A 12,561-nucleotide genomic window follows, 5' to 3' on the forward strand; every position below is an offset into this window, starting at 1 on the left:
TTATCTTTTTGATGGTCTAAAGCCTGCTGCCTTAGCCTCTTCTTCTGTGTTAAACCATACCTCTGGAACAGTCTTATCGTAATAAGCTCCTCCTGGAATGTGATATATTTTTTCTCCCTTACTATTTATATTTCCTTTTATAAGACCTTTAGAAGCATTATTGTTCGTTGTACTTTTTGAAGCATTATTTGTAGTGCTTTTAGTTGATGATCCAGTAGAGGCTTTGGATGATGAAGTATCTGTATAGTATTTATTACTTTGTGATGACTTAGAACTGTTGTCTCTATAATTATAGCTTCCTGCCTTAGAGCTAAAAGTTATGCTGTTTCCATTGCTGGTGGCTATAATAGTTCCTGCTTCATCTGTTCTATACACTGGTATTCCTTTTGACTTCAACCTATCCATAGTTGATTTGTGCGGATGTCCATACTCATTTCCTTCACCAACAGAAATTACAGCATACTTAGGTGATACTTTATTTAAAAACACCTCTGTAGTGGAAGAACGACTTCCGTGATGTCCTACTTTTAGTACATCAGCTTTTATATCGTATCCACCTTTTATTATTTCTTGCTCTGATACATCCTCTGCATCTCCTGCAAATAAGAAACTGGTATTTTTATACTTTAACTTAATTACTATAGAGTAATTATTAACATCTTCGTAATCTCCACTTTCAGATGGAGCTACTACTGTGGCTGTGGCTTCTCCTAACTTAAAAGTAGTTCCTCTTGCTGGTATTGCTATTTTTAATCCCTTGTCTTTTATAGCTGTTATCACATCTTTGTAGGTCTTAGTTGTGCTTGTTTTCTTTGGCATATATACCTTTTTCACATCAAAAGCTCTTATTACAGCATCCAATCCTCCAATATGATCTTCATGAGGATGAGTTCCCACTACATAGTCAAGTTTTGTAATTCCCTGCTTTTTTAAATAATTTACAACTAGATTGCTATCTTCATTATTTCCAGCATCTATTAGCATGCTATTACTGCCTTGAGTTATCAATATGCTGTCAGCTTGACCAACATCTATAAAATGTACCTTTAAATCGCCGCTGCTTTTTGTGGATATTTCATTATTTTTAAGCTTGTCCTCTTCATTAGAGTTTACTTTTAATTCATTCTTTTTTTCTTCAGATAAATTTTTATTATCTTCAGATGTGTTAGATACCTTTATGCTATCTTGATTTTTTATGCTACTATTACCTGTATTGCTGTTCCCACAAGAAGTAAATAAAATCATAATACTTATTAGTGAAATTAGCAAAGCTGTTATAGAATGCTTTCTTAGCTTATCTTTTGTCTTTAGATATTCGTTCAATGCTTTTCTCCTCCCTGTTTAATTGTCTCAATGATATAATATCATAATTTTATATAGAAATCTTGGTCTAAAGTTTTACAACAGGGTTTCTTATTATTGTTTTATTCAATCTTAAACTTGCCTATACTTTCCGCAACTTCAGAAGATATACCAGCTAATTCTCCCGCAGATGCCGAAAATTCCTCTACTAAACCTTCTTGAGTTTGAATGGAGGCTGATATCTCTTCAATGCTAGCTGCTAATTGCTGGGACTTTCCATTTATATTTTCTACATTTTCAAGAACCTTATTCTTTTCTCCTATAGACTCATCTAAAGCATTATAAACTTCCTGAATATGAGGCATTATGGCTTCAACTTCATTAAGTATATTTTTTATAGAATCTACCGTACCATCAACAGTTTTCATCTCTGTTTTCATCTTATTTGATACTAAGTCAGTAGTTTCAGACACTTCTTTAGTACTCAACATTATAGTTTGTACTAAACTTGTAATGCTTTTAGAAGAATGAAGTACTTGCTCTGCTAGCTTCCTTATTTCATCTGCTACTACTGCAAAGCCCTTTCCTGATTCTCCTGCTCTTGCTGCCTCTATAGCTGCATTAAGGGCAAGAAGATTTGTTTGCTCCGCTACAGCATTTATAACATCTGTAATTTCTGTTATCTTTCCTATATTACTGTCTAAGAATTCTATCTTTTCTGCTGAATGTTCAAAAGCATTCTTCATATCCTCTATAACTGATACAAAAGTTTTAAGCTCATTTTCTCCAAGTTCAGCTGCTTGTCTTATATTTTCACCACTAACTGATACTTTCTCCACTCTATTATAAATAACATCAATGTTCTTTGAGAATCTTTCCACACTCTCAGCAGTATCTGCCATAGCTACGGATTGCTCACTAGAATTCTGAGCTATTCCATCCACACTACTTGTAATTTCTGAGCTTGTAGCGGAAACTTCCTCACTAGAAGCACTTAAGCTTTGTGACATATCATCTATTTTTTTAGTAGATTCTTGTATTTTACCAATGATATCTCTTAAAGTATTGGTGACATAATTTAAACTATTCATAAGCTCTCCAATTTCATCCTTCTTTTTAGGATGAAATTCCACAGTAAAATCTCCTTTAACTACTCTCTTCATATTTTTTGATATAATATTTATTGGCTTTACAATATTCATTGAAATTACATACCCAATTATTGTAACTATTACTAATACTCCAATGCTCAAAATAATTGTATCTTTCATGTATGATTTTAATGTTCCTGTAATACCTGGAAGTGTTATACCGATAGAAATTACTCCATCTATTTCTCCTCCATTTTTATTATAAAATGGAGTTACCACATTATATATAATTTGTCCATCATTTTTAACTATTTTACCTACTACTTCTCCCTTTATTGCTCTATCAAAATCCACTTGTTCTATATTGGTTACAGAATCAGTTCCATTTGCTATAACATTATTGTTTTTATCTGCTACAAATACATACCTAACTTCTTCATTAGAATCCTCTTGTATCTGCTTTAATATACTACTTATTTCCTCAGCATTATCAATAGAATACTTTTCTATAGCTTCTCTTGCTGTGGCCGCAACAAACTTGCTTGCATCATCCATCTGCCTATTCACTGCTTTACTTACTCCATAAACACCTAAGCCCGTAAGCAATATCATCGTTATCAAAGTTACTGAAATAAATCCTAATATTATTTTATTTTTTAATGATTTAAACATAAAATCCCCCCTAATTAGCCTTATAAATTACAAATATATAATCTTTAACTTCTAACCTATAAATATCCTCCATCCACAGTAATAATCTGAGAAGTTATATACTTTGAATCTTCACTAGCTAAAAATGTTGTAATTTTAGCTATATCTTCTCCCTCTCCGAATTTCATCATAGGAATATCACTTTCTAAATCTTTCCTTTCTTCTTTAGTAAGCCATTTATTCATTTCAGTATTTATAACTCCTGGCTGCACAGCATTTACCCTCACCCCTGATGAAGCTAGTTCTTTTCCTAAAGCCTTTGTAAAGGAATTAATTCCACCTTTTGAAGCAGAGTAAAGTACCTCGCAGGAAGCTCCTGCTTCACCCCATATAGAAGATATATTTATGATGCTCCCCTGCTTCCTGTAAATCATATGTTTTACTACATTATGACAAGTATTAAATACTCCCTTTAGATTGGTATTCATAATATTATCAAAATCTTCTTCTTTCATATCTATAAAAAGTCCTACCTTTGATATACCAGCATTGTTTACAAGCACATCTATTTTACCAAATTTATTTAAAACTTTTTCTACCATGTCCTTAGTAAAATTATAATTACTTATATCTCCTTTAATACTTATAGCATATCCTCCAAAAGCTCTAATCTCTTCTAAGGTTTCTTCTGCTGCTGCATCATTATGAACATAGTTTATTATAACATTACCTCCTAATTTTGCAAATTCTTTAGATATACTTTTCCCTATGCCTCGACTCCCTCCTGTAATTAAAATCACTTTTCCATTAAAATTCATGAATTCACCTACTTTTAATCGTTCTACAAATGAAAATATACCATTTTCATTTTCATTGTCAAGAAATATACAGTTATTTTTTACTATATATGTTAAATTAACATATCATTTATAATGTTCAATGGTTCCACTCCATGCATAATTAATTTCATAACCTTTTCCTTTACTTCATCATACTTTTTAAATGTACTAATGGCTTCATCTTTATTATTATAAACCTTCCAATATCCAAAGGTTAATGCATCCTTACCTGAAGAATTTATAAAATCAATTACATCATCTATTGGATATCCTAGAAATATTCCAATCTCATGCGGACATTCTTTTTCATATCTCTCTTTTAACCTTTCCAAGCTTTTTTCTAAGGACATATCTTTTGGATATCCATAAGTGCTTAGAAATTCTACGTGTCTTTCTTGCTTAAGTACCGAGCTTAAATCATCCTCATTATAGAAAAGCACTGCTGTATTGTAATTTGCTTTTTTTAATTGATAGAACTCCATCTTTAACTCTTTTTTTATAAAATTTTTATATTTCTCCCAAGCCTCATATAGATTTCTTCTTCCTTTATCGTGAAATATTATTAGATAAGAAGGTTTATATTTTGCTATAACAGGAGCTATATTATATATTATTATAGATAAAAGATATGTTTTGTCATCAAATTTTTCTATACTATCAATAAAATTTTTAGCTAATTCATTACACATAAAATATCTCCTATAATATTTTAAACTTTTGTATATATTTATTATGTGTATTATATTGTATGGATTATGTAATTAATTCATAACATAAAAAAGAAGGGACTATTTTTCTATCCCTTCTCTCGCTTCAACCCCTTGGGTATAATAATGTTTTATTTCCTTCATTTCCGTCACTAAATCCGCCATATCTATAAGTTCTTGTGGTGCATATCTTCCCGTAATTACTACCTCAATTTTTTCATTTCTTTTATTTAATATATTTATTACTTCTTCTAGTGAAAATAACTTATAATAAAGAGCTATATTAAGTTCATCCATTACAACTAAATCATACTCTTCACTCATTAATATTTTCTCTATTTCCTTTAATCCTTCTCTTGCTAATTCAATATCTTCTTTCTTAGGATTCTTTATTATAAATGTATCTTTTCCATACTGTTTCATGCAAAAATTAGGCAGATACTTTGGAGCTTCCAGCTCACTATAATCCATACCTTTCACAAATTGTGCAAAAAACACCCTTTTACCTGCACAAACTGCTCTTAAAGAAAGACCTAAAGCACAGGTGGTTTTCCCTTTTCCATTTCCAGTATAAATATGTATATAACCCTTGTCCTTCATCATATCTTATTCCTCACTGCATTTTAAAATTTCTTACATCATATAATAAAAATACGAAGCATTTTTATTAAGTGGAGGCGCCACAAGGCGCGATGAGAATAATTATAAATCTCATATCAGATTTGTCTGTATGTGTATTTATTTTTACTAAAAAGCTCTCCTTTAACAAATGTGGATAATCTTTTTAATATTGAACTGGAATATGAGATTTGCATTGTAAAAAGCGTTGAACTAGTATTAGAAGCTCTTTATTTCTGGGTTTAAAACACCGTAAAAAACCTTCTATTGTTTGAACGATAGTGAGTTTAGAAGGTTTAGGGGTTTTAAAGTCAGAAATATTAGAGCTTCTTTGCATAGTGAAGCTTTCCTAAATGCAAATCTCATATGGAATGTTCAATATTAAAGATTGCCACACTTTATTTTTTAGTCGTAGTCTTTAATAACTGGTAACTCTAGAATATTGCTAAGTTCTTCATGAGGTATGCTCCTCAAAAACTCATCTTGATGTTTGTAAACTTCTTCGCTTATGCCTTTTACAGCTCCTTGCCTTGAAAGATCTACAGCTTCTCCTTTTGATATTACTTCTCCATTTTCTAATCTATATCCTATAACATCATCACTAGGTCCTTTTACTAAATCAGTTATTACATGTGCAAAAGTAAAATCTATATACATTACCATGTACCTCCTATAGTTACTTTTTTCAAATTATCTCATTTGATTTATTTAAAAATATATTTCTATAAGAGATATTATTTCTATTTTTACAATTATATATTATAGCAATTAAAGGAACTGGCTGCTCAAATCAGTTTATTAATGTTAAAAGTTAGAAAAATTTTTCTAACTTATTTTTCTAACTTTTTTTATCTAAGTTTTGCTATAAGAAACTTGCTCTTTATTCCTTTTTCTTTAAATTTGCTTTCATACTCCGTCATTATATTTTCTCCAGCATAATCGCTATTATGCAAGTCATAAGTCTTGTAAATAAGGTCAAATCCGCTTTCTTCAAAGTATTCAAGAGAATCTTCAAATAATTCTAAATCATCCGTCTTAAAATAAATTTCTGTGCTAGGTTTTATAAAGGTCTTATATTTAGTCAAAAATCTTGTATGCGTAAGCCTTCTTTTATTGTGCCTTTCTTTTGGCCAAGGATTACAAAAGTTTATATATATTCTGCTTATTTCATTCTTATCAAATACTTCTTCTATAAAAGCTATTTGCATGGCTATAATTCTTACATTTGTAAGCTCTGCTTCTACTACATTTCTAAGAGCATAAACTAAAATCTCATCTTTAATATCCACGGAAATTAAATTTTTATTAGGATACCTTGCAGCGATTTGTTTTGCAAATCCGCCTCTTCCACAGCCTAATTCTAAATATATATCATTATCATTTTTAAATTCTTCTTTCCATCTTCCTTTTAATTCTTTTGCTTCTTCAAATGATTTAAATAAAGGACTTGCCTCTAATTCTGGTCTTGCCCATCTCTTTTTCCTTAGTCTCATGATTTTCCTCCTCAGAGTTTATTCTTCCTATGACTTTCCACTCCATATTATACTTTAATCATAAATTCTAAACAACCATTATGCATAATTATAAATACTAAATCTCTGCGCTAGCTTTCATGTAGATATGATGATTTTAGCTAAAAAAGATTCATTAGTGCATAAGTAAATTTAACGAATATATTAGACATTATAGCTGCAGGTCCACCTATAATAATTCCAATAAGTGAGCTTCCTCCGAAAATAGGCATGATAAATATTATTAATATTAAGAATTGTAATCTATAAAGAGCATTTTCTGCTTTGTAAAAAACATTAGGAAACAAGTCTCTCAGAATATGAAATCCATCAAAACCTGGAAGTGGAAGCAGATTTAGTACAAATAATAAACAATTCATTTGTATTGAAAAAAGTGCTATTAAGGTTAGTATCTGCAGTAAGTTTTGATTCTGCGTTGGCAATTTTAAGATTAGAGCTAAAACTATAGATGATATAAATGCTACAAATAAATTACCTACTACTCCTGCTATGGATACTTTTAGGTCGTCTTTATAATAATTTTTAAAAGCACTTGGATTAGTCTGTACTGGCTTTGCCCATCCAAATTTAAAAATCAATATCATAATAAAACCTATTGGATCTATATGAGCTAATGGATTTAAAGTAAGTCTTCCTTGAAATTTAGGAGTTTTATCTCCTAATTTATCTGCTACCCATGCATGAGCATACTCATGAAATGTAAGCCCAAATAGTATTCCAGGTATCAATAATATTGTGTACAGTACATTTTCGCTGTTAAACATATCTTTCCTCCTAATCTTTAATAACCTTATTATATCAAAAGTAGAGGATAAAAACATTATGCTTAATACTTATTTTCATAAGCCTTATAATTAAAAAGATTCATCAACTATAATAAAAAAACCACCAGTCTAGCTGGTGGTTTTTTTATAGTACTTGTTATGATTTATAAGTTAAGCTGCTGGTATTACTAGTTGTTGTCCTATATAAATCATATTTACATTCTTAATATTGTTCTTCTTAGCTATTTCTCTATAATCCACACTAAATTTATCGCTTATCTTTCTAAGTGTGTCTCCTTTAACTACAGTGTAAACTGTATCTTTATTTATAACTATCTTTCCTGGAATCTTAATCTTTTGTCCAGGGAAGATCATGCTAGGATTTTTAATTCCATTAGCTTTTATTATTTCTCTATAGTCTACTCCGTATCTTTCTCCAATCTTACGTAGAGTGTCTCCGCTCTTTACTACATATACGTTTGAAAGTTTTTCTTGTGGTTGTGGTTTTACTTCTGGTTTAACTGCTGGTGCTTCTCCTTCAGTTAAGTATCCAACTTTAGTAATTGAAAGGTTCTTAACTTTCTTTAGAGCATCAACCATAGCATCCCTAACTGGTATTCCTGTATCGACTACATTTCTAGCATTATCAAAGTTATATCCATCACCATTTGTAGCCATGAAATCATTTGTAACTACTGTATAATATTTATCCATCTCTACTGGAGTTCCATCTAAAAGAGTCATAGAATTTATCTTTTTATCTTTGTAAGTTACCTTAACTCCAGATATTTGAACCCAACCTATATTTTGATTGTCTATACCATATTCAATATTAGCCTTCAAATCTGAACCTTTAAGTTCCATCTTAACTAATGTGTTATCAAAAGGCATAACTTCATAAAGATTTCCCATAGTTATATTGCCTTTTGCTATTGAAGTTCTAATTCCACCACCATTAGTTATTGCAATTTGTGTTCCTGCTGCCTCTCTCATAACATCACAAATCCATTCACCAAGCAATGAAGCTCCTTCATATCTATCATGAGTTAAATCCTTATCAGTTGTTCCAACAACTTCTGCTAGTATTGGTCCTACCTTTACTTTGTAGTCTTCAAGTATTGCTTTTGCTTTTTCATCCTCTACTATTGTATTTGATCTGTTATATAGTTCGTCAAGAGATGGTTCTATTGACAAAAGATTATTATCTTTATCAAATGTTAACTCTAATTTTGCTAATGTTCTACCATTATAATAAGCTTGAACTACAGGTACATTGTTTACATTTCCGCATACTGTTGTATGTGTATGAGCCGAAATAACAGCATCTAATACACCTGATTTTGCAAGTTCTGCAGCTTCACCTGTAATTTCTTTAGTGTTACTGTCTTGAGTTGCTCCTAAGTGAGTTAATGCTATAACTACGTCAGCGCCATTGTCTCTTGCTACCTTTGCCCATTCCTTTGCTGCTTCAATAGGATCTCTAAATTCTACATCTTTAACATTTTCAGCTTTAACCTTATATACTGTTTCAGGAGTTGCAAGACCTACTAATCCAATTTTAACTCCATCCTTTTCAACTATCTTATAAGGTTTAGCCCATGTTACCGCTTTTCCTGTATTTTTATCATAAATATTAGATGCTAAGAAATCAAAATTTCCATCCTTTGCCCAGTTTGCTATTCTATCTGCTCCCCAGTCAAACTCATGATTTCCTACTGCTGATGCTTCAATTCCTACTGATTTTAAGAATTCATTAACTACAGCACCATAAGTTAAGTTAGATATTGCACTTCCTTGATACATGTCTCCGCCTGATACAACTATAGTGCTTGGATTTTGATTTCTCATTTCATTAATTGCTCCAGCAAGCTTAGCTATACCTTGGTTCTTTCCACTTTCCTCTACAGAACCATGCAAGTCATTAAAGGATACTATATCAATAACTTTTCCACCATTATATTTTATAAGGTCTTTTTCAGTAACTGCAGCAGCATTAGCGGTTCTTCCATCTGCTGATGTAGGTATTTTAATCTTTCCTTCATTTACAAGTTTTATAGCCTCTGCTCTCTTAGCTTCATCCCAGTTTGTTCCTACTATCTTCCAGTTGTTATCAAGTTCTGGAGTTATAACTCCACCTTTAACATCTTGAATATAAGTCTTGATTAATTCTCTTATAGGAGTATTTTCTACATCTGATTGTATTAATTTTGGAAGTTCTTCTCCTTCGGCATATATTATACCTGGTTTTGATAATTGAGAATCATATCTATAGTTATTTACAGCAAGCTTTAATACATCAGTATCCTTTATTGGAGTATCATCCATTCTTCTTAAATTAACTATTCTATTTCCTGGCTCTTTGCTTACATCAACATCGTATTTAACACCAGAGAACATATCATAGTTATATCCTCTTATATTTGGATTGAAGGATACAGTTAAATCTCCAGGTTTATATGTGTTATAGAAACTAGCTGACCATTCCATATACTGCTTTAACTGTTTTCCTGTTACTTCCAATAGATAAAGCATATTGTCATACTTGTAAATTAAAGCTGCATCAGACTTTTTAATTGGACCTTCCTTCATATTAGCATCTTCTCTAAATGCAGCGGCAGCTGCTACATCTGCTCCAGTATAATACATTTGTACATCATTGATTAAATCAATCATAGCTGTATCTTCAACTTGAGCATTAGGTATTCCTTTTATCTTTTCAGGTCCTACTAAGTCTCCACCTTTTAATTCACCTATTACAGTATTAGCATCTTTTAAAGCTTTTTCATGATAAGGCTTTAACATTTCCAACAAAGTTTCATCAGCTTTGTAGTTAACTTCTTTAGTATTTGGATCCTGCATATAAACTAATTTAGATGTTACATCTGTTTCTTTGTTTTCAACTACATATTTACCATTCTTCTTAGTTACTTTTATGTCTAACTTTGCTAAAGTATCTCCAGTATTCTTATTTTCAACTATTGTAGTACCATTAACCTTTATTCCTTCTACAGCCTTATGTGCATGAGCAGCTACAATAGCGTCAAGTTCAGGACATTCTTTAGCCAAATTTTCTGCTGAATCTTCTGGAACGTATTCCTGAGTATCTCCCATATGATCAACAGCTATTATTACATCTACTTTATCTTTTATCTCTGCAATTGCCTTTTTAGTTTCCTCTATTGGGCTAGTTACCTTACACTCTGTTAATCTTGGGCCATCCCATCTAGTTATGTTAGGATTAGTCATTCCTATTATTCCAACTTTAACCCCTGCTTTTTCTATTATAGTATAAGGCTTTCCAAGAGTGGTACCATCTTTTTTATATACGTTTCCTGCAAGAATAGTACCTTTAAATTGATTCATATTCTTCTCTAAAGTTGGAATTCCTTTATTAAACTCATGATTTCCTAATGTCCATGTATCGTAACCGATTTCATTCATAGCTACAATCATAGGATTTGTTTCATTTAAAAACAATCCCTGGGAGTTTCCTTCTATAACATCTCCAGCATCTACTAATATGGTATTAGGATTTTCTTTCTTTAGTTCCTTTACTGCCGTTGCTATTTGAGCTAAGCTTCCTGATTCATCGGCGGTATTAGTTGCGTAATCATAAGGATAAAATACACCATGTACATCACTTGTAGCAAGTACTTGAAGTGTAATTGCATCCTCATTTGCCGTTGAGGCTAGAACTGTTGATGGTGCTACTAATGAGAACATCATCAAAAATGTCACTAATAAAGATGTGACTTTCTTCATTTTGAAGTTTTTGAACAATGTTATCCCCCCTTATTTTAGTCCAAATTATTAAAGCTAATCATCATATTGTAAGCTATATAAATAATTTGGTTCATAATTAAATTATACAAATTTTGCTATTATATGTAAAGGAGTATTAAAAATTTAATTGACTTTTAGTTTTTAGCCAATAAAAAATCCTTACTGCTAACCAGTAAGGATTTTTTTATCTATTTTAATGACGTCTCTAGCAATTTTCCTTCGCTTATAGAAGCTACTCCTCCATCATACACCTGAAGGAAAATTCCTCTATATTCTATTTTCTTTTGAGAATCAAGCTCTGTAACTTCTCCCTTTAAATTATCATTTATATAAATCTTACCACTTCTTGATACATATATATCTTTTTTATTGATATTTTCTGGAAGATTAATTTTATTCCATCCATCTGTATCTTCATCTATTGTACCATAGTATATACTCTTAATATTATATTCTCCAGAAGCACTGTCTTCCTCTAATTCTCCTACATAAATGTTATCATTATCATCCACATCTATGAGGCATAACTTATCCACTCCATCGATGGATATAGCTGATTCATTTCCTGTTACATATACTCTGTTCTTATTAATTCCTTCATAAGCTATCCTATCATCATTAGGTATTATTCTTATATCTCCTATGAAGGTTACTTTAGTACTTACTTTTTCTATTCTCTTCATTATATTTATATTATGAATGCTGCTTTTGCCGCCTTTTAAAGCAGTCTTAATATAAATCATATTGGTAAGAGGTGATAACTGTAAATCTTCAACCTCTGCTGATTTATTTGATGTAAGAGCTGTTTCATCCTGTTCTTTTGTCTCTAACTTTTCCTGTAGATCTCTTTCCGCATCATAAGAATAGAATAAAAACTTTGAGCTATTATTATATTCCTTTTTTCCAGATATAAGCATTATATTTCTATCTGGCGCCCATCTATAGAACGATACTTTGATATCATCATCAAGTTCTATATTGTTTTCTTTTCCAGTAGAAGTATCAACTATCTTTAAAACCTCATCATCATAGTAAGATAAATACGTTCCATCATAGGATAAAGATATATTTTTTGCTTCCTCTGGAATTGATATATCTATATCCTTTTTCTCATTCTCTTTTTCATCATCAACTTTTGTAGAGACTATGGTATTGCTCACACTTTCTGACGCAAAGAAATAATTATCTACATAGTATAAAACAGCTATCTGTAAACCTAAAGATATAAGTATCCATACTATTATTCTTTTCAAAGCTTTCATTTATTTCTCTCC

10 protein-coding genes are annotated in these 12,561 nt (G+C 31.0%); all 10 read right to left on the minus strand.

Going from position 1 to position 12,561, the window contains the following annotated elements; genetic code table 11:
* The 10 genes from ACFWTK_RS06560 to ACFWTK_RS06605 all read right to left on the minus strand — a co-directional run bounded on the left by ACFWTK_RS06560 (position 1) and on the right by ACFWTK_RS06605 (position 12,549).
* Positions 1–1,323 carry a ComEC/Rec2 family competence protein gene (locus tag ACFWTK_RS06560; RefSeq protein ID WP_415875253.1) on the minus strand — a complete coding sequence of 441 codons (1,323 nt, stop codon included), beginning with the start codon at positions 1,321–1,323 and terminating at the stop codon, positions 1–3.
* Positions 1,324–1,424: 101 nt separating this feature from the next.
* Positions 1,425–3,065: a methyl-accepting chemotaxis protein gene (locus tag ACFWTK_RS06565; protein WP_415875254.1), complete on the minus strand. Its 1,641-nt coding sequence runs from the start codon at positions 3,063–3,065 to the stop codon at positions 1,425–1,427.
* Between the two features lie 56 nt (positions 3,066–3,121).
* The gene (ymfI, locus tag ACFWTK_RS06570) at positions 3,122–3,862 is read right to left on the minus strand and encodes an elongation factor P 5-aminopentanone reductase (RefSeq protein WP_415875255.1); all 741 of its coding nucleotides are present in this window, start codon (positions 3,860–3,862) and stop codon (positions 3,122–3,124) included.
* Between the two features lie 92 nt (positions 3,863–3,954).
* Positions 3,955–4,572 carry a DUF3793 family protein gene (locus tag ACFWTK_RS06575; protein ID WP_415875256.1) on the minus strand — a complete coding sequence of 206 codons (618 nt, stop codon included), beginning with the start codon at positions 4,570–4,572 and terminating at the stop codon, positions 3,955–3,957.
* A gap of 99 nt (positions 4,573–4,671) precedes the next feature.
* Positions 4,672–5,193, minus strand: a complete 522-nt coding sequence (gene cobO / locus ACFWTK_RS06580) for a cob(I)yrinic acid a,c-diamide adenosyltransferase (RefSeq protein ID WP_415875257.1) — start codon at positions 5,191–5,193, stop codon at positions 4,672–4,674.
* Positions 5,194–5,613: 420 nt separating this feature from the next.
* Positions 5,614–5,865 carry a DUF3892 domain-containing protein gene (locus ACFWTK_RS06585; RefSeq protein WP_415875258.1) on the minus strand — a complete coding sequence of 84 codons (252 nt, stop codon included), beginning with the start codon at positions 5,863–5,865 and terminating at the stop codon, positions 5,614–5,616.
* Between the two features lie 191 nt (positions 5,866–6,056).
* The gene (trmB, locus tag ACFWTK_RS06590) at positions 6,057–6,701 is read right to left on the minus strand and encodes a tRNA (guanosine(46)-N7)-methyltransferase TrmB (RefSeq protein WP_415875259.1); all 645 of its coding nucleotides are present in this window, start codon (positions 6,699–6,701) and stop codon (positions 6,057–6,059) included.
* Between the two features lie 140 nt (positions 6,702–6,841).
* Positions 6,842–7,504 (minus strand): site-2 protease family protein, encoded by a 663-nt coding sequence (locus ACFWTK_RS06595; protein WP_415875260.1) that lies wholly within the window; start codon positions 7,502–7,504, stop codon positions 6,842–6,844.
* Positions 7,505–7,675: 171 nt separating this feature from the next.
* On the minus strand, positions 7,676–11,284 hold the full coding sequence (locus ACFWTK_RS06600) for a 5'-nucleotidase C-terminal domain-containing protein (protein ID WP_415875261.1): 3,609 nt from the start codon (positions 11,282–11,284) through the stop codon (positions 7,676–7,678).
* Positions 11,285–11,475: 191 nt separating this feature from the next.
* Positions 11,476–12,549, minus strand: coding sequence for a hypothetical protein (locus ACFWTK_RS06605; protein ID WP_415875262.1), 1,074 nt, complete (start codon positions 12,547–12,549; stop codon positions 11,476–11,478).
* Positions 12,550–12,561 lie beyond the last annotated feature (12 nt).

The organism is Clostridium sp. (assembly GCF_047777555.1).
Classification (GTDB): Bacteria; Bacillota; Clostridia; order Clostridiales; family Clostridiaceae; genus Clostridium_H.